16 protein-coding genes are annotated in these 17,847 nt (G+C 62.3%); 3 read left to right on the forward strand and 13 right to left on the reverse strand.

From position 1 onward, the window contains the following. Positions 1–127: 127 nt before the first annotated feature. Positions 128–1,975: an ABC transporter ATP-binding protein gene (locus tag HY26_RS12795; protein ID WP_034766647.1), complete on the forward strand. Its 1,848-nt coding sequence runs from the start codon at positions 128–130 to the stop codon at positions 1,973–1,975. 4 nt (positions 1,976–1,979) lie between these two features. Here the strand turns inward: HY26_RS12795 and HY26_RS12800 are convergent, their stop codons facing one another. From HY26_RS12800 to gap, 11 genes are all read right to left on the reverse strand, one after another. Beyond that, positions 1,980–2,732, reverse strand: coding sequence for an SDR family oxidoreductase (locus HY26_RS12800; RefSeq protein WP_034766648.1), 753 nt, complete (start codon positions 2,730–2,732; stop codon positions 1,980–1,982). A gap of 84 nt (positions 2,733–2,816) precedes the next feature. Next, positions 2,817–2,975, reverse strand: a complete 159-nt coding sequence (locus tag HY26_RS19150) for a hypothetical protein (RefSeq protein WP_175354482.1) — start codon at positions 2,973–2,975, stop codon at positions 2,817–2,819. A 74-nt stretch (positions 2,976–3,049) separates the two neighbouring features. Continuing rightward, positions 3,050–4,549, reverse strand: coding sequence for an NAD(P)/FAD-dependent oxidoreductase (locus tag HY26_RS12805; protein WP_034766649.1), 1,500 nt, complete (start codon positions 4,547–4,549; stop codon positions 3,050–3,052). An 89-nt stretch (positions 4,550–4,638) separates the two neighbouring features. Continuing rightward, positions 4,639–5,460, reverse strand: coding sequence for an inositol monophosphatase family protein (locus HY26_RS12810; protein WP_034766650.1), 822 nt, complete (start codon positions 5,458–5,460; stop codon positions 4,639–4,641). Positions 5,461–5,542: 82 nt separating this feature from the next. Further along, entirely contained in the window at positions 5,543–6,214 is a 672-nt protein-coding gene (thiE, locus tag HY26_RS12815) for a thiamine phosphate synthase (protein ID WP_034766652.1), read from the reverse strand. Positions 6,215–6,269: 55 nt separating this feature from the next. Further along, positions 6,270–6,491 (reverse strand): DUF2798 domain-containing protein, encoded by a 222-nt coding sequence (locus tag HY26_RS12820; RefSeq protein WP_034766653.1) that lies wholly within the window; start codon positions 6,489–6,491, stop codon positions 6,270–6,272. Between the two features lie 8 nt (positions 6,492–6,499). Next, complete coding sequence (locus tag HY26_RS12825; protein ID WP_051600015.1) at positions 6,500–8,599, reverse strand: M3 family metallopeptidase; 2,100 nt, start codon at positions 8,597–8,599, stop codon at positions 6,500–6,502. A 105-nt stretch (positions 8,600–8,704) separates the two neighbouring features. Continuing rightward, entirely contained in the window at positions 8,705–9,598 is an 894-nt protein-coding gene (locus HY26_RS12830) for a fructose bisphosphate aldolase (RefSeq protein WP_034766654.1), read from the reverse strand. Between the two features lie 318 nt (positions 9,599–9,916). Beyond that, positions 9,917–11,116, reverse strand: coding sequence for a phosphoglycerate kinase (pgk, locus tag HY26_RS12835; RefSeq protein ID WP_034766655.1), 1,200 nt, complete (start codon positions 11,114–11,116; stop codon positions 9,917–9,919). Positions 11,117–11,121: 5 nt separating this feature from the next. Further along, complete coding sequence (locus HY26_RS12840; protein WP_051600017.1) at positions 11,122–11,754, reverse strand: cyclopropane-fatty-acyl-phospholipid synthase family protein; 633 nt, start codon at positions 11,752–11,754, stop codon at positions 11,122–11,124. A 22-nt stretch (positions 11,755–11,776) separates the two neighbouring features. Beyond that, positions 11,777–12,784: a type I glyceraldehyde-3-phosphate dehydrogenase gene (gene gap, locus HY26_RS12845; protein WP_034766656.1), complete on the reverse strand. Its 1,008-nt coding sequence runs from the start codon at positions 12,782–12,784 to the stop codon at positions 11,777–11,779. 250 nt (positions 12,785–13,034) lie between these two features. Here gap and HY26_RS12850 point away from each other — a divergent pair, with 250 nt between their 5' ends. Continuing rightward, the gene (locus HY26_RS12850) at positions 13,035–13,970 is read left to right on the forward strand and encodes a DMT family transporter (protein ID WP_034766658.1); all 936 of its coding nucleotides are present in this window, start codon (positions 13,035–13,037) and stop codon (positions 13,968–13,970) included. A 10-nt stretch (positions 13,971–13,980) separates the two neighbouring features. On the opposite strand, the gene HY26_RS12855 is transcribed toward HY26_RS12850, so the two are convergent. Then, positions 13,981–15,153 carry a CaiB/BaiF CoA-transferase family protein gene (locus tag HY26_RS12855; protein ID WP_034766659.1) on the reverse strand — a complete coding sequence of 391 codons (1,173 nt, stop codon included), beginning with the start codon at positions 15,151–15,153 and terminating at the stop codon, positions 13,981–13,983. A gap of 116 nt (positions 15,154–15,269) precedes the next feature. Between HY26_RS12855 and HY26_RS12860 the strand changes: the two genes are divergently transcribed. Further along, a complete protein-coding gene (locus HY26_RS12860; protein WP_158531495.1) occupies positions 15,270–16,349 on the forward strand; it encodes a fatty acid desaturase in 1,080 nt (359 codons plus the stop codon). 1 nt (position 16,350) lies between these two features. On the opposite strand, the gene HY26_RS12865 is transcribed toward HY26_RS12860, so the two are convergent. Continuing rightward, the gene (locus tag HY26_RS12865) at positions 16,351–17,754 is read right to left on the reverse strand and encodes a protein adenylyltransferase SelO family protein (protein ID WP_034767014.1); all 1,404 of its coding nucleotides are present in this window, start codon (positions 17,752–17,754) and stop codon (positions 16,351–16,353) included. Between the last annotated feature and the right edge of the window lie 93 nt (positions 17,755–17,847).

The following is a 17,847-nucleotide window of genomic DNA, read 5'->3' on the forward strand; positions in this document are numbered from 1 at the left end:
CTTCACCAGTAGGGGTGCGCGGGCGTGGCTGCTGCCCGTTTTCAGAAGTGGCGCGTGTAACTGAAGATAGCCCCTTTCGCAAGAGGGCCTAGCACCCGATTTCCACAGTGCTGCAAAGGTATTCCCCATGGCCGACACGGAATCCCAGGAAACCATAGACCGGCGCGCCACGGAACCGGGCGGCGGACAGGCCATCAACCGCCCCAAAGGGCGCAGCCTGAAGCCGCTGGGACTGCTGCTGCCCTATGCCGGTCGGCACTGGCGCACCGTGGCGATCGCGCTCGTCTTTCTTGTCGGTGCAGCTGCCCTCAGCCTGACCCTGCCGATCCTGCTGGGCAAGGCAGCCGACAGCGGCCGGCAGGCTGGCGGCGACCCGCAGAAACTGCTGGAACTGGTCGACAGGTCCTTCTTCTGGGTGGCGGCAGCGGCCATCGCTTCAGGTGTGCTGGGCGCGGTGCGCTTCTATTTCGTCTCCCGTTTCGGAGAGCGGATCGCGGCGGACCTGCGACGGGACCTCTACGCCCACCTGCTGACCCTCGGCCCGCGCTACCATTCGAAAATGCGCTCCGGTGAAGCGGTCTCGCGCCTCACGGCAGACATCACGCTGATCGAGCAGTTCCTCGGCACATCCGCCTCGATGGCGACACGGACGCTGATCACGACCTTTGGCGCGCTGACCATGATGCTGGTGGTAAACTGGCAGCTGGGCCTGACCCTGCTGGCCATGCTGCCGGTCGCCATGCTGCCCGTTGTCGGCGTTGGCCGGGTCATCCGCACCATGTCGAACCGGGCCCAGTCCCGTCTTGCAGACGCCGGCGCCGAAGCCGCCGAGGCGCTGGACGCCATCGAACTGGTGCAGGCCTACAGCCGCGAAGACAGCCGCCTCGCCAATTTCACCGAGGCGGTCGAAGCGACCTTCGCCGCCGCCATGCGCCGGATCACGGCGCGCAGCCTGATGATCGTCATGGTATCCGTCCTGCTGTTCGGCGGCTTTGTCTGCGTGCTGTGGCTGGGCGCCCGGGCCGTTGCCAAGGGCGAGATGAGCTTCGGGGACCTGTCCGCCATGGTCCTCTATGCCCTCTATGCCGGGTCCGGCTTCGGCATGCTGGCGGAAGTCTATGGCGAAGTGATGCGGGCCGCCGGCGCCGCAGACCGCGCGGCCGAAGTGCTGAACGCGGAGCCTGAGATCGCGCCGCCCGCCCTGCCCCGCCCGATGCCGGAAAAGGTGACTGGCGCACTTGCCTTTGATCACGTGACCTTCGCCTATGACGAAGCCACCAATGACGGAAAGCCCGTCTCCGCGCTGACAGATTTCTCCCTGTCGGTGAAGCCCGGCGAATTCGTCGCTCTGGTCGGTCCGAGCGGGGCAGGCAAGACGACGGTGTTCCGCCTCGCCCTGCGCCTGTTCGATCCACAATCCGGTCAGGTGACGCTGGATGGCTTCTCCTCGGCAGAGGTCACCCCGCGCGACTGGCGGCGCAATTTTGCTTATGCGCCGCAGGAATCAGCGCTGTTCACCGGCACAGCCGCCGAGAATATCGGTTTCGGTACGGACAACCCGGACGAAAAACTGTTCGAACATGCCGCCCGCATGGCAGAGGCGATGGACTTCCTGTCGGAGAAGGAAGGCCTTGCCACACCGCTCGGCCAGAAGGGCCGCAGCCTTTCCGGCGGCCAGCGCCAGCGGATCGCGCTTGCCCGCGCGCTGGTACGCGATGCGCCGGTCCTCCTGCTGGACGAAGCCACCTCCGCGCTCGACTCCGAGAGCGAGGCCGCTGTCCGCCGGGCCATCGAGAATGCTTCCGAAGGCCGCACGACGCTTGTCATCGCGCACCGCCTGTCAACCGTGCGCCGCGCCGACCGGATCGTCGTCATGGAACACGGGCGAATCGTCGAGGAGGGCAGCCACGAGGAACTGGTGGCCAAAGGCGGGCTCTATGCCCGCCTCGCCGAACTACAGTTTGCGGAAGGCTGATCCTTCAGGCCTTGCAAATGGAGTTGCCGCCGTCGACCAGCATGGCAGACCCGGTGATGAAGCGGGCCTCGTCTGAAGCGAGGAACAAAGCTGCATTGGCGATCTCTTCCGGCTCGGCGATCCGCTTCAGCGCATGGAGACCGGCAATCGCAGCCTCCACCTCTGGCCCGCCAGACAACATGCCCGTGCGTGTCCCACCGGGCAGCAACGCATTGGCGCGAATACCCGCCTCCCCCAATTCGACGGCCAGCACCTGCACCAGCCCGATCAGCCCGGCCTTGCTGGCCGCATAAGCGCCCATGCCCGGCAGGCCGATCGTGTGACCGACAAAGCTGGACGTGAAGATCAGCGCACCGTCGCCAGCCGCGCGCATCAATGGGATCTGCGCCTGCGCAGCGTGGAAGGCGCTGGTCAGATTGGTCACGATCACGCTGTTCCAATTGGCCAGGCTCATAGACTCAACCGGTGCACCATCGCCCGTGATGCCAGCATTGTTGAAAGCAATATCCAATCGCCCGGTCGTGCGGATGGCGGCGTCACTCAAAGCGGCAAAATGGTCTGGAGACGTTACATCCCCAACCACATAGCTAGTCTGCCCGCCATTTAAGGAAATCTCGTCGGCGAGTGCCGCCAGTTCACTTTCCCGGCGGCCGCCGAGGATGACGACAGCCCCCTCTTCCGCAAACCGCAGCGCAGCGGCTTTGCCAATACCGGAACTTGCTCCGGTGATGATCGCTGTTTTACCTGCCAGTCGCATGTCCGCCTCCGGATCCTGAATTCAGGCCCTGTCTGGCGAATCGTAAATGAGTGAACCACCCGCTGCTTGCTGTCGGTCAGTGCATCAGCTGCGCTTCCACTTTTTCACTTTGCCATCTACCGTGAAGGCGAAGGCAAGCGACAGGATCAGCGGCACCCAGATCGGCAATTCGCCAAGGCCCGGCGCACCGACCGCTTCGGCGATGTGATCATCCACGCACCACCACAATAGCCACAACCACATACAGACACTCCTTTAGCTGTACGCCCCATACAGGAATACAGATAGGAAGCCTGCAGGCCTTTGTTTAGAGGCGGTTATTCCGCCGCCTGGAGGGCTGGTTTGTCGGAAGCGGTGTCAGCAGGCGTCGTGAACTGCAGCACGCCATCCTCGATCGGCAGCTCGCGCAAATTCTTCCGGTCCGTGAAATAGCTCATATGCAGCTTCCACGGCGCCTCGGTATGCTGGCGCGGGAACTGGTCCATCACCCGCTGGAAATAGCCGGATGAGAAGTCCACAAAAGGCTCGGTCTCGTTCGGGAAAGCCGAAAGGTAAGGCATCGCGGAAGTCGCCCCCTTCTGGTCCATCAGCGTGATCAGACGGCAGACATATTCGCTGGTCAGGTCCGCCTTGAGCGTCCAGGACGCGTTGGTGTAGCCGAAGGTGACAGCCAGGTTCGGCACATTCGACAGCATGACGCCCTTGTAGTTGAGCAGCTTGCCAGGATCGACCTTCGTGCCGTCCAGGGAGACGTCGACACCGTTCATGAAGATGAGGTTCAGGCCCGTCGCGGTCACCACGATGTCGGCCTCCAGCTCCTTGCCGGACTTCAGTTTGATCCCCTTCCCGGTGAAGGTCTCGATATGGTCGGTCTCGACACTCGCCTTGCCGGACTTCAGCGCATTGAACAGATCCGAATCCGGCACGAGGCAGAGGCGCTGCTCCCACGGATTGTAATGCGGCGTGAAATGCTTCTCGACGTCATAGTCGGGGCCCAGCTCCTCGCGCACCATTTTCAACAGGCGCTCTTTGGCCTGTTCCGGATTTTCCCGGGTCTTGCGGAAGAAGTATTGCTGGAAGGCAACATTCCGCCAGCGGATCAGTGTGTAGGCCCAGCTGTCCGGCAGGATCGCACGCAGGAAGTTTGCAAACTTGTCCACGGCTGGGCGCGAGACGACATAGGTCGGCGAGCGCTGCAGCATGGTGACGTGTTCGGCCTTGTCGGTCATGGCAGGCACCAGCGTCATTGCCGTTGCGCCGGACCCGATAATGACGACCTTCTTGCCGGAATAGTCGAGATCTTCCGGCCAGTGCTGGGGATGGACGAACTGGCCCTTGTAGTTTTCCTCACCCGGGAATTCCGGACGGTAGCCCTCATCATAGTTGTAGTAGCCGCCGCACATGAACAGGAAGCGCGTGGTCAGCTCGGTCCGCTTGCCGGTTTTGGTGTCTTTCGCCGTGATGTGCCAGACTTGGTCTGGGCTGGACCAGTCCGCCGCCACGATCTTCGTGTCGAACTGGATATGCCGGGTGATGTCGTGCTCATCCGCTGTTTCGCGGATATAGTTCCGGATCGACGGACCGTCGGCGATCGCCTTGGCCTCGGTCCAGGGCTTGAAGTTGAAGCCCAGTGTGTGCATGTCCGAATCCGAGCGGATGCCGGGATAGCGGAACAGGTCCCAGGTCCCGCCCATGGCGCTTCGCTGTTCGAAGATTCGATAGGTCTTGCCGGGGCATTGCTTGCCGAGGTGAACGGCAGCGCCGATGCCCGAAAGGCCCGCACCGATGATGAGAACGTCTGTATCTGGCTGTGTCATGAGACACAGACTACGTATTTTTACGGAGAATGAAATAGGTGACGCGAGCGTCATCTATTAATTCTGGTTTTACCCACTGGTAAGAGCGCTCAGACGGAAGCCGCTTTTCCGAAGGATGCCGCGTGGCGGATCTGCTTTTCGAGCTTCGGATGCAGGTCGCTATTGGCCGCCAGAATCGAGCCTGTCTGCAGCACGTCCCCACCATCGATCTCGCTGATCATGCCGCCGGCTTCACGCACCAGCACGATGCCAGCTGCGATGTCCCAGGGCTTCAAGCCACGCTCCCAGAAGCCATCAAACCGCCCGGCAGCAACCCACGCAAGGTCCAGTGACGCCGAGCCGTAACGGCGAATGCCAGCGGTAGCGGGCGTCATCGCGGCGATCTCGCGCGCAAAGCTGATATGGGTTTCGCCGGGAATTCCGTGCCAGGGTGTGCCGGTGGCAATCACGGTCTCGTGCAGGTCACGCCGGGCGGCCACACGCAGCTTGCGATTGTCCAGCCAGGCCCCGCGGCCAGTCTCGGCCCAGAAAATCTCGTTCTTGGCGACATCAAAGATGACACCGGTCAGAAGCTCGCCGTCACGCTCAAGCGCGATGGAGACGGCAAAATGCGGCTGACCGTGCAGAAAGTTCAGCGTGCCATCCAGCGGATCGACAATGAAGCGGTTGGACTTGTCCGTGCCCTCGACAATGCCGCGCTCTTCCATCACGAAACCATAGCCGGGGCGTGCCTTGGAGAGGTGCGTGAAGATGATCTCTTCAGCCCGGTGGTCTGCGTTGGAGACAAAGTCTGCCGGGCCTTTCTTGGAGACCTGGAGGTTTTCGACTTCACCGAAATCACGCGCCAGGGAACGCCCGGCGGCGCGGGCGGCAGCGATCATTACGGATCCAACGGGAGAAGGCTTTGACATGTGAAACAGCGTCCGGTCGCAATTCTTGCGGAAGAGCGGGCGGCGTAAGCCTTTGTCGCCGAAGGGTCAAGGCGCCGGAGTGTTAATCCGCTGCCAAGGAATCGAAGAGGGCATTGAAGGCTGCCACGGCCGCTGGTGCGCCGTCCGGATGGTCCCACACACCGGCCGAGACAGCGATGAAATCAGCACCGGCCGTCACCAGCGGCGCGGCATTCTCCACCGTAATGCCGCCAATCGCGACGCAGGGGATTTCCATGCTCTCCTGCCAGATTTCCAGCAGGTCGGTGCTGGCAGGCACCGTGCCGGCCTTGGTCCCGGTCGGGTAGAACGCACCGAAAGCAACATAGTCGGCGCCCGCCTCCCCTGCCTGCATGGCGACGTGGCGCGAGTTCTTCGCCGTCGCGCCAACGATCATGTCCTTGCCGACAATCGCGCGGGCTTCTTTCACCGGAACATCATCCCAGCCGACATGCACGCCATCGGCGCCAAGCTCGACGGCCAGTTGTGGGCTGTCATTGATCAGGACGGCGGCGCCATAAGCCTGGGCCATCTCGGTCATCGCAGCGCTCACGTCCCGCGTGGCCGCTTCATCGATGCTACCATCCGCCTGCTTCAGGCGCAGCTGGAGGCAGGCGATGTCCCCGGCTGAAAAAGCTGTTTCCAGCAGCGCAGCAAACGCGTCGACATCATCGATACGCGGCGGCGTGATCAGGTAGAGGCGTGTGCGAGGGCGGGTGTATTCAGGTTCCGACATGGCGCCTAGATGCGACGGTTCCGGGCTGGCGGCAAGCGGCCCGCTGCGGCATGGCTCATTCCACCGGCGGCCGGACGAACAAGCGGGCGATCCGGCGGGCGAACGGGCCCCAGAATATCGCGGCGAACCAGGCAGCCGGGAAAGCGAGTGCCCATGCACTCAGCCACCGCGCCGCCAGGCCCGCATCGATACCGGTATTGATGGCCGTCACGATCAGGGCGACCAGGCCGCTCATCCCGGCCGACAGAATACCGGAATAGACGACCTGCCACTTCATCCTGGACCTTATTCGTCCGTTTCGGCTTCTGCCGCGTTCAGCAGGTAGGCTTCATAAGCTTCCGGCGACCAGTCGCGACCGAGGAAGTCATGCACCAGCTTGGCGGCCGGCTTGGACGAGCCTGGCGCGAGGACAAGATCGCGATAGCGCTTGGCCGTCGCTCCATCCCGCAGTCCGTTTGCCTCGAACTCCGAGAACAGATCCGTCGAAATGGCGAGCGACCATTGGTAGGTGTAGTAGATCGCCGAATAGCCATCGAGATGCCCGAAGCTGGCATATGGGTGAGCTTCCGGCAGCGTTTCGAACGGGCTCAGCTTCGACTGGTTCTCGTTCCAGATCTCATTGAAATCAACCTCTGAAGGCGGACGATTGTAATAGTCGAGCGAAACATTGGCGTAGAGCAGCTGGCGCAGCGTGCCGACACCGATGCCGAAGTCGCGCGCGGCGACCATCTTTTCCACCAGTTCCGGCGGGATCACATTCCCGTCCGCGTCCTTCGCGAACTTGGCCAGCGTGTCATAATCCCAGACCCAGTTCTCCAGCATCTGCGATGGCGCCTCGATGAAGTCCCACTCCAGATTGGCCATGGACAGGTTCGCATAGTCCGGCTGGCCGGAGAACATGTCATGGATCAGGTGGCCGAACTCATGCAGGAAAGTCTCAACCTGCCCGTGCTCCATCAATCCAGTCGTGTGATCACCGGCCGGGAAGTTACACATCAGTGCGGCCACCGGCACACCATCCGAGGTCGGACCAAAGCGGATCGGGAACGCCGCAGCGTGCTTGAACTTGCCATCGCGCGGATGCATGTCGAGGAAGAAACGGCCGATCAGCTTTCCGTCCTGGTACATTTCGTGGGCGCTGACGCTTTCCTGCCAGACCGGCGCGCCGTCCCAGGGCTTGATCTCGACGTCGAAAAGATCCTGCACCAGCGCAAAAATACCGTCACGCACATCATTGAAGGCGAAGTATTTCCGCACTTCCTGTGAGTCGAGCTCATAGTCGGATTGACGGATCAGCTCTGCCAGATAGCTCCGACTCCAGTCGTTCACATTGGCCGCGTCCGGGGCCAGTTCCTGCTGCTTTGCCAGCAGCCGGTCATATTCCAGTTCGGCGGCGTTGCGGGCAGCGCCCTCTACTGCTTCCAGGAAGTCGCTCGCAACCTCAGGCGAGCCGGTCATCTTGTCTTCGGTGATCAGGGACGCCCAATTGTCATAGCCGAGCGTGGTCGCCAGTTCGTAGCGCTTTTCGAGGATACCGCGTAGCGACGCCACGTTCTCCGGATAGGCCCGGTTCTGTGCTTCAGAAGCGATCGCTTTGCGCAGATCTTCATTCGGCGAATACGTAAAAACAGGAAAGAGGTCGGGATAATCCGTCGTGATCGTGACCAAGCCATCATCGCCCGGCGGGTGAGCGCTGATGTAGTCTTCCGGCAAACCGATAAGGTCTTCCGGCGTCACCTTCACGCTGCCCTGAATCTCGCGGAGGTTCTTGTTGAACTCCGTCGACAGTTCGGCCAGTTCGGCATTGAGGCTGCGAACCTTTTCCCGGGTCGGTTCATCCTTGTCGATCCCGGCACGGCGGTATTCACCGAGCGTCCGGTCGAGCAGATAGGCGGACCGGTCGTCCAGCCTCGTGGCATCGATCGTGGAGAGCCGGTCATAGACCGGACGGGACAGCGAAATCCGGGTCGTCATGTCGGATGTTTTCTGCTGGCAGGTGTCGCCGGTTTCCCGGATCGCCGGATCCGGATTGGCCTCGGCAATGATCGACGCTTCGCCATAACCGACCGCAAAAGCGACGTTCAGCAGGGCATCATAGTCTTTCAGGTCCCCTGCCCCGGCAGGTCCGTCCCGGGTCTCGAGGTCTGTCAGCATTTTCTCGACCTGCGCGAGGGCTGCATCGCAACGCGCCGTGAAGGCCTCTGCGGAGTCCGGCGCCAGCACCAGTTCGTCCAGCATGGCCAGGCCTTGGTCAGACAGGGCGCTGCGGTCCGGATTGGCGGGCACTTCGGGCGGCGCGCCGCACCCTGAAAGCAGCAGGAGTCCGGCAACGGATACGGCAGCGAGCAGGCCAGGCTTGAACGGCATGATTTCCCCTTTGGTCATGAGATACGCGAACGAAAATGCCCGCCATCGGAATGGCGGGCAATATGGCGTTGCGTTGACCGGGAAGTCCAGAGGCAGGAACCCCGCCTCTGCCTGGCCCCGTTATCAGCCGGCCATCGAGGCAGCGCAGATGCTGTCGATGGATGCGGCAAGCGCCGCGTCGAACTCGGCGTCGCTCTGCTGGGCCGAGAGGCCTTCGGTCAGGGCGCGCGAGAAAGAGGCGATCATGCCGGTGTTTTCGGCCAGGCGGCGGCACGCTTCGTCGCGCGAATATCCGCCCGACAGCGCAACCACGCGCATCACGCGCGGATGGTCGACCAGCGGCTTGTAGAGGTTTGCCGTCTCCGGCAGCGTCAGCTTCAGCATGATCTGCTTGTCAGCGCCGAGGGCGTCCAGCTGCTTCAGGATTTCGGCGAGCAGGATGTCTTCCGCTGCTGCCTTGTCGGCGATGGAAATCGTGACTTCCGGCTCGATGATCGGAACCAGGCCGTGGCCCAGGATCTGACGACCGACATCGAATTGCTGTGCAACGACGGCGGCGATGCCTTCCCGATTCGCGGCATTGATGACCGAACGCATCTTGGTGCCGAAAATACCCTTGGCGACGGCGCGCTCCAGCAGGGCGTCAAGGTCCGGCATCGGTTTCATGACCTGAACGCCGTTTTCTTCTTCGGCGAGGCCCTTGTCGACTTTCAGGAACGGCACGACGCTGCGCTCTTTCCAGAGATATTCAGCGGTCGGCACGCCATCGATTTCGCCGTCCATGGTGCGCTCGAACAGGATGGCGCCCATCACCTTGTCGCCATTGAACGCCGGAGACTTGATGATGCGGGCCCGCATGTCGTGGATGAGGCCAAACATCTCTTCGTCGTTCGAGTACGCGTCTTCTTCGATGCCGTAGAGGCGCAGCGCCTTCGGGGTGGAACCGCCAGACTGGTCGAGCGCGGCAATAAAACCCGCCTTCTCTGCTGCCTGCTTCGTCATGGTCTCGTTTGCCATTTCAACTACCGTCATTCTGAATGGATCCTGTGAACAGTGCTAGTTTGCAAAGTTTGGGTTCAAGTACCGTGCCGGTTGGCCGCGTCAACCGCTGGAAAATTCCTGCCGGTTTACCGTGAAATTCGTTCGATTCCGCACCTTATGCCAGTCGATGGCGAGAAATAGGGTGCCTGCTGGTGACAGGGCTGACCCAAAATTGGATTCCGGCTGTGCGCTGGAAATCACAAAAACTGCCCGATCCGTTCGAATCCTGCGCGATTTGCCGCAGGCAGTCCTCAGCCTCAAGAGGACCGCCATGCGAAATTTCGCCGGAAAGGATCAGGCTTTCAGCGCTTCCACCCCCGGCAGCGGCTTGCCTTCCATCCATTCCAGGAAGGCCCCGCCTGCCGTGGAGACGAAGGTGAAGTCCGCCGCCACGCCGGCATGGTTCAGTGCGGCGACGGTGTCACCACCGCCTGCAACAGCGATCAGCTGACCTTCCTTCGCCCGGAGCGCAGCAGCCTTCGCAGCATCGACCGTCGCCTTGTCGAACGGCGTCAGTTCGAACGCGCCGAGCGGCCCGTTCCACACGAGCGTCTTCGCCCGGCCCATGGCGGCAACGAGATGCATGACCGTCATCATGCCAGCATCGAGGATCATCTCATCAGCGGCAACCTCATCGGGCCGGCAGGCGCGGTGCTCGGCATTCGCCTTGAATTCCTTCGCCACGACCACATCGCGCGGTAGCAGGATCTCGCACCCGGCTTCTTCGGCATTCTTCATGATGGTCAGCGCCGTATCGGCCAGGTCATGCTCGCAGAGCGACTTGCCGACATCTACGCCCTGGGCAGCCAGGAACGTGTTCGCCATGCCGCCACCGATGGCCAGCATGTCGACCTTGGAAACGAGGTTCTTGAGGAGGTCGATCTTGGTCGAGACTTTCGCCCCGCCGACCACGGCCATCACCGGGCGTTCCGGCGTGCCGAGCGCTTTCTCCAGCGCGTCGAGTTCGGTTTCCATCGCCTTGCCGGCATAGGCCGGAATAAAGTGCGTTACGCCTTCCGTGGACGCATGGGCGCGGTGCGCGGCCGAGAATGCATCGTTCACGAACAGGTCGCCCAACGCCGCCATGGATTCGGCCAGCGCCGGGTCGTTCTTTTCCTCGCCAGCCTCGAAGCGTGTGTTCTCCATCAGGATCACGTCACGCGGGGCTCGGCTGGTGACGAAGGCCTTCGCCTTCGGGCCGAAGCCGCAGTTTTCAGCAAAATGAACCGGCGCGCCCAGCACGTCGGCAAAGGCTGCCGCGATCGGCTTCAGGCTCATCTCTGGAACGATCTGACCTTTCGGGCGGCCGAAGTGCGCCAGCAGGACAACCTTCGCCCCCTTCCCGCGCAGGGCCTCAACCGTCGGCAGCGCAGAGCGCAGGCGCGTGTCGTCAGTGACCTTGCCGTCCGCCATCGGAACATTGAAATCGACGCGGACAAGGGCGGTCTTGCCGGTCAGGTCTCCGGCATCTTCGATACGGCGGAAGTCGGACATGGGTGTTACTCCGGTTTGCGGAACACGGCGCGCAACAGCGCCGCCGGTCCGGAATGGTAAGGGCCTTCGGAAAGGGTTTCGATACCGGTCATGAACGACACGGCTTCGGCGTCCTTGAAATCGAGGCTGATGTCGGCAGGTGCAAACAACATGTCGAGCACGGGCGGACCGCCGGAATTGTGGGATTTCTGGTAATCGAGCTGTTCCGGAAGGAAACCTTCCAGGAAGACGTGCCCGCCGGGCTTCAGCGATTCCAGCATGAAAGCGTGCAGCGTCGGCCGGAACGGCGATGGTACGTGCAGGAACATGGATGCGATCACGTCATATTCCGTTTTCGGCCAGCTCCATTCGCTGAGGTCGGCTTCGATGCAGGTAACAGAGACGCCGCGGGCGGCGGCGAGGTCTGCGGTCTTGGCGAGACCGGCGGCAGACATGTCCACCGCCGTCACGTCCAGCCCGCATTCGGCCAGGAACACGGCGTCGCGCCCTTCCCCGCAGGCGGGGACAAGCGCGCGCTGGCCTGGCTGCAACAGGTCGCGGAAAGCCAGCAGCAGCCGGCTCGCCCTCTCGCCATAGGCAAAGCCCTGTTCACTGAAGCGAGTGTTCCAGAAATCCTTCGGAATACCCGGCGTCGACACGAACAGGGCTCCTTTGCCTTGCTTAGATGAGTTTCGCCATGGCGAGCGCGGTGTCCGCCATACGGGTCGAGAAGCCCCACTCATTATCGTACCAGGTCAGGATCGAGCAGAAATTGCCGTCCATCACCTTGGTCTGATCGAGGTGGAAGATCGAGGAGTGCGGATCGTGCACGAAGTCGATCGAGACGTTCGGCTGGTCGGTGTAGCCGAGGACGCCCTTCATCGGGCCGTCAGCAGCCGCCTTGATCGCCGCATTGATTTCTTCCGGGGTCGTCTTCTTCTTGGACACGAACTTCAGGTCGACGACGGACACGTTCGGCGTCGGCACGCGGACCGAGATGCCGTCCAACTTGCCGTTCAGTTCCGGCAGGACCAGGCCGACAGCCTTGGCGGCGCCGGTAGAGGTCGGGATCATCGACACGGCAGCTGCGCGGCCGCGATAGAGGTCCTTGTGCATCTGGTCCAGCGACGGCTGGTCGTTCGTGTAAGAGTGGATCGTCGTCATCATGCCCTTCTCGATGCCGACCAGGTCATGCAGGACCTTGGCGACCGGGGAGAGGCAGTTCGTGGTGCACGATGCGTTGGAAACGACGAGGTCGTCCTTGGTCAGCAGGTCGTGGTTTACGCCGAACACGATGGTCTTGTCAGCGTTCGTGGCCGGAGCCGAGACGAGCACGCGCTTGGCGCCTGCTTCAAGGTGGGCCGAAGCCTTTTCCTTGTCGGCGAAGATGCCGGTACATTCCATCGCGATATCGATGTCGAGTTCGCGGTGCGGCAGGTCTTTCGGGTCGCGAATTGCGGTGCAGAGGATTGGCTTGCCATTGATGACGATCTTGTCGCCATCGACCTGGACGTCAGCCGGGAAACGGCCATGAACGGAGTCGAAGCGCAGCAGGTGCGCATTAGTCGCGACCGGGCCAAGGTCGTTGATCGCGGCAACTTCGATGTCCTTGCGGTCGTTTTCGATGATGGAGCGCAGGACCAGGCGGCCAATACGGCCAAAACCATTGATTGCAACGCGAACGGTCATAGAGATTCTCCTCTTGAGGGATGAAAACCGGAAACTTTGGGCGCCCTTTACGACGCCGCGGGCCAGTCGTCCACCCGAAGACGATGCGGCAGGGCGCCGCCAACGCTTCTGTGATCGGACCTCACGGTGAGTAAGGGCAATTGTGCCCACATGTGTGCAAGTTTCGTGCAATATTTGCGTGGACTTCCCCGCCCTGCCCGCCTATCCGGGCCAGCCCGGGGTCCCTCCCCGGATGGAGGACCGTCGGCACATGACGCAGCAGGCAGCTCAGAGCGGCAGGAGGACGGCCAGCGACTGGGCCTTGTTCGTGCTCCTCAGCCTGATGTGGGCGGGCGCCTACCAGTTAACGCGCATCGCCGTCGACAAGGGAAACCCTGATGCCGGATTGCCGGCCGCCTGGGTGCTGGCCGGACGCCTGACCATTGGCGCGGCCGTGCTCTGGGTCATCATGCTGGCCATGGGCCGGCGCCTGCCGCCGCTGAGGGACATTCCACGCTGGCGCACCATCGTGCTGATGGGCCTGACCAGCTCGACCTTTCCCTTTTTCCTGATCACGACGGCCCAGAAGACCGTCAATTCGAGCCTGGCGGCCCTTTATACCGCTGCTGTTCCTCTCTTCGTGGCCATCGGTGCGCACGTCCTGTTCCGGGACGAACGCCTGACCCTCGGCTCGGCGCTGGGCGTGATCACGGGGTTTGCCGGTGTCGCCGTCCTGTTTGGGCCGGATGCGCTGCAGAGCCTCGATTCGGCGAGCACGATTGCCCAGCTCATGCTGATCGGGGCAACCGTCTTCTATGCCCTGTCCAGCCTGCTGGCCCGCGGCGCACCGCCCATGCCGTCGATCAGCTTCGCCACGGGCTTTGTGACCGTCGCGGCCATTGTGACCTGGCCATTCGCTCTCACGGTGGACCCGGCCACGGTCAATGCCGAATGGACCCACTGGGCCGGCGTGGTCGGCCTAGGCATCGTGCCCTCCGCCATCGCGCAGGCACTCTACATGCTGCTGATCGCGCGGACCTCAGCGACCTTTCTGTCGCTGACCGGCTATTCCATCCCGGTCATGGCCGCCGTGCTCGGCTTCTTCCTGTTCGGTGAAACCCAGACCTGGCATGCCATGGTCGCCTTCGCGCTGATCCTGTCCGGCGTCTGGCTTGCCCGTCACGGCGGCGGGGACAAGACCGCCTAGAACCCACTGCCTAAAGCCCAAGGCTCTGCAGCACGGTCTCCGTATCCTCACCAAGGCGCCGCGGCTCCGTGCGTACCGAGGCCGGCGTTTCCGAGAACCGCACCGGATGGCGCATGCTGCGATAGATGCCGGCATCCGGATGGGTGCGCTTTGCGAAGAAGTCGACCGCTTTCATGTGCGGATCGTCCAGAACGTCTTCGACCGTGTTGTAGCGCATGGCCGGGATGTTTGCCGCATCCAGCAGGTCCAGCCACTCCCCCGTCGTCTTGGTCGCCGCGACCTGTTCGATCAGGGCGTAAAGCTCTGTGACGTTCTCCGTCCGGGCCTGATAGGTCGCAAAGCGCGGATCCTCGAACACGCCAGACATGCCGCCAATCTCGAAGAACTGCGCCCATTGCGTGTCGGAGTACGGCACAAGTCCGATATAGCCGTCCCTGGTCGGGTAAGGCTTACGGTTGGGATTGATGGAGCGTGTATAGGCCATGCCATAGGATGGCGGCACGAACGTCTCGCCGTAGAGATTCTCGACCATGTTGAAGAAGGTGAAGGCCTCCAGCATCGGCACCTGCACGAACTGCCCCTGCCCCGTCTTCTCCCGATGATAGAGCGCGGCCAGCGTCGCATAGGCCGCGAACAGGCCAACGGTCTTGTCGGCCACCAGGGACGGTGCATATTCCGGCGCCCCGCCGGAGCGCATGGCGTTCAGCGCAGCAAACCCTGACGCACCCTGGATCAGGTCGTCATAGGCCTGGCGCTTCTCGTACGGCCCGCCTTCGCCAAAGCCGGCGCAGTGGACATAGACGATGTCCGGCTTGATCGCCTTCACATCCTCATAGCCAAAACCCAGCCGCCCCATGCCGGCCATACGCACATTGTGGAAGAAGACATCGGCATCCTTCAACAAGGCCGTCAGCGCCGCCTTGCCCTCGTCGGTCTTGGCGTCCAACTGAACCGAAGCCTTGTTGCGGTTCAGCGCCATGAACAGCGGGCCGAGGTCTCCGGTCGGAGACTTGCCGGCATAGCGCATCATGTCGCCGCCCTTGCCGGCCTGCCCGCTTTCGATTTTCACGACATCTGCGCCAAGGTCCCCGAAGATCAGGGTCGCAAACGGCCCGAGGACGACCGAACTCATGTCAACGACTTTGACGCCAGCCAACGGGCCGGATGCCTTCTCAACGCTCATGTCTCACCTTTGCTTCAGTCTCAGGCTGTCTTTTCTGCGTGATCGGGATGGAAGGTCTCTTCATTACCTGTCAAGCAAATCGAGGTCTTCTTGCAGAGATTGACGGAGGCTTCGCCTTGGACCCGACCTTCACCCGACAGAACCTGAAAAACGCGATTCCGGATCGCTGTTTCCGGCCGGACACGGCCCGGTCCTTTGCCTACCTCTTCTTCGATGTTGCCCTGATTACGCTATGCTACTGGGCGCTGGCCCACACAACCGCATGGTATTTCGAAGTGCCGCTGATCTTCATGCTGGGCACGCTGTTCTGGTCGATCTTCGTGATCGGGCACGAAGCGGGACACGGCGCCTTTTCCCGTTCGCGGCTGGTGAACACAATCGTCGGCCTCGCCACACACGGGCCGATCCTCGTCCCCTATCGCGGCTGGCAGCGCAGCCATGCCATGCACCACATGAAGACCGGGCACCTGCAGGAAGAGGAAGTCTTCCGCGCCTGCCGCGCCGAGCAGGACTGGTTCAGCCGCAAGGTCCTTTTCCGCTCGGGGATCTTCGTCCTGATCGGCTGGCCGATGTACAAGCTCGGCTTTCGCAACATCACCACCTATGACCCGGTCCATGGCAGCCATTACCTGCCCGTCAGCGACCTCTACGCGTCTCACGTGAAATGGTCCTGGTATGCGAGCCTCGCTGTGAACCTGGCTTTCCTTGCGCTCTATGTTTTCCTCGGCATCCAGTTCGGCTGGGTCTTCGCGCTGAAGTACATCATCGCGCCTTATTTCATCTACGCCGCCTGGCTCACTTTCGTGACCTACATGCAGCATGTCGCGCCGGAAGTGCCGGTCTACGACTCCGGTGACTGGTCAGGCCTGAAAGGCGCGCTGGCGACGGTCGACCGCAATTACGGCCCCTTCAACTGGCTGACCCACAATATCGGCAATCTGCACGTCATCCACCACATCTTCCCGACCATTCCGCACTATCGCCTGCAGGAGGCGACCGATGCCGTGCGCCCGGTCCTTGGCGACTGGTACCTGAAGTCAGACCGGTTCGTGCTGACCGATTTCATCCGAACTCTGATCGGTTGTCATTTTGTGGAGCATGAAGACGGCAAGGAAGTGTGGAAGTCTGCCTATCCCTTCGCGAAGAATTATTCCGGACCGAGGCAAGCCGGTCACACGGAACTGCCGGCAGAATAGGTCAGCCCCACCGCGCGATGCGCAGGGCCTCGATGTCGGCCAGTTTCTGCTCATAGGCGGACCAGTCATCCGCCTCCGCAATCAGCGCCCACAGCGCTTCAACCTCATCGATCAGCAATGACGGCGGCGCCGGACGCTGGAAGATGTCATGCGCGAGCCGCTCAGGCAGGACCGGATCGCGCGCAAGAACCTGCGCTTTCACCGGCGCAAACGCGTCTGCCTTATAAAGCGCCACCTGCGGTGACGCAGCAGCGCGGCCCTCGCTTGCCGACCCGCCGAACCAGTCATGAAAAACCTGCGGCCAGACCGCCTCGCTATCCGTCATCCACGCATAGAAGGCCTGAAGGAAGCCGACATCCTCCTCCGCCTCCCCTGCCGGGGCGATCCCAAGCAAGGCGTGCGTGTGTGCCACGAAACTATCCCGATAGGCCGGCTGATAAGGCGCGAGCGCCTTTGCGAGATCGTCGGCATCGGCGCCTGTTGCCAGCAAAGCCGAAGCGAGCTGCTGCAGCGCCCAGCCGCCCTGCACCGGCTGGCGCCCAAACCGATAGAGGCCCTGCTCATCGAAATAGGCCGCAGTGAAGTTCGGGTCCGACACAGGCAGAAAGCGCCACGGCCCGAAATCGAAGGTCTCGCCTGTAATATTGAAATTGTCCGTGTTCATCACCCCATGCACGAAACCGGCCGCCATCCACTGGCCGATCATCTTGCCCGTCGCGACGGCAATGCTCTCAAGCAAGTTGCAGGAACGGCGCGCGAGGTCGGGGTCCGCCGCCTGCGGATGAAACTGGTCCACGCAATAGTCAACCAGCCGGGCTATCTCGGCGCCTTGCTCCAGATAGGCGAGGCGCTGGAAACTGCCGAACCGGACATGGCTGTGCGACAGGCGTGTGAGCACAGCGGATCGCGTCGGGGATGGCTCATCATTACGGGTCAGCTGTTCGCCCGTCTCGATCAGCGCGAAAGATTTGGACGTGTTGACGCCGAGTGCCTCCAGATAGGACGAGGCGAGCACTTCCCGTACGCCGCCCTTCAGGGTCAGCCGGCCGTCACCCTGCCGGCTCCACGGTGTCTGGCCGGAGCCTTTGGTGCCAAGGTCCAACAGCCTGCCCGCCTTGTCGCGAACCTGCGCGAAAAGGAAGCCACGCCCATCGCCAAGCTGGGGATTGTAAACGCCGAACTGGTGGCCGTGATACCGAAGCGCCAATGGCTGGGGGAGGTTTCCGGGCAAGGGGTCGAACCGCCCGAAATGCGCCGCCTGTGCGGCGGCATCCAGATCGCCGAGGCCCACCTCCCCTGCCCAGCGGTCATTCCAGAAGCGGATCTCATGCTTCGGAAAATCAGCCGGATCGACAGGGTCAGACAGGAAATCGGACAGGGCGAGAATCGGGGGCGTGTCAGTCATGCCCTCACTCAGCATCCGCCTGCCCTGCCTGCAAGGGCACACACGCAATGGTGTTTGACGACCGAATGCAAAAGGGGCGGACGTTGCCGCCCG

This window comes from Hyphomonas sp. GM-8P (genome assembly GCF_003263315.1).
Taxonomy (GTDB): Bacteria; Pseudomonadota; Alphaproteobacteria; order Caulobacterales; family Hyphomonadaceae; genus Hyphomonas.

Excerpts from the sequence above, each read along its gene's own strand:
- HY26_RS12865 (WP_034767014.1), bottom strand. The coding sequence starts at position 17,754 with ATGACTGACACGCCCCCGATTCTCGCCCTGTCCGATTTCCTGTCTGAC.
- HY26_RS12820 (WP_034766653.1), bottom strand. The coding sequence starts at position 6,491 with ATGAAGTGGCAGGTCGTCTATTCCGGTATTCTGTCGGCCGGGATGAGC.
- thiE (WP_034766652.1), bottom strand. The coding sequence starts at position 6,214 with ATGTCGGAACCTGAATACACCCGCCCTCGCACACGCCTCTACCTGATC.
- gap (WP_034766656.1), bottom strand. The coding sequence starts at position 12,784 with ATGACCGTTCGCGTTGCAATCAATGGTTTTGGCCGTATTGGCCGCCTG.
- HY26_RS12830 (WP_034766654.1), bottom strand. The coding sequence starts at position 9,598 with ATGGCAAACGAGACCATGACGAAGCAGGCAGCAGAGAAGGCGGGTTTT.
- HY26_RS12855 (WP_034766659.1), bottom strand. The coding sequence starts at position 15,153 with ATGAGCGTTGAGAAGGCATCCGGCCCGTTGGCTGGCGTCAAAGTCGTT.
- HY26_RS12800 (WP_034766648.1), bottom strand. The coding sequence starts at position 2,732 with ATGCGACTGGCAGGTAAAACAGCGATCATCACCGGAGCAAGTTCCGGT.
- HY26_RS12795 (WP_034766647.1), top strand. The coding sequence starts at position 128 with ATGGCCGACACGGAATCCCAGGAAACCATAGACCGGCGCGCCACGGAA.
- HY26_RS12825 (WP_051600015.1), bottom strand. The coding sequence starts at position 8,599 with ATGACCAAAGGGGAAATCATGCCGTTCAAGCCTGGCCTGCTCGCTGCC.
- pgk (WP_034766655.1), bottom strand. The coding sequence starts at position 11,116 with ATGTCCGACTTCCGCCGTATCGAAGATGCCGGAGACCTGACCGGCAAG.
- HY26_RS19150 (WP_175354482.1), bottom strand. The coding sequence starts at position 2,975 with ATGTGGTTGTGGCTATTGTGGTGGTGCGTGGATGATCACATCGCCGAA.
- HY26_RS12850 (WP_034766658.1), top strand. The coding sequence starts at position 13,035 with ATGACGCAGCAGGCAGCTCAGAGCGGCAGGAGGACGGCCAGCGACTGG.
- HY26_RS12810 (WP_034766650.1), bottom strand. The coding sequence starts at position 5,460 with ATGTCAAAGCCTTCTCCCGTTGGATCCGTAATGATCGCTGCCGCCCGC.
- HY26_RS12805 (WP_034766649.1), bottom strand. The coding sequence starts at position 4,549 with ATGACACAGCCAGATACAGACGTTCTCATCATCGGTGCGGGCCTTTCG.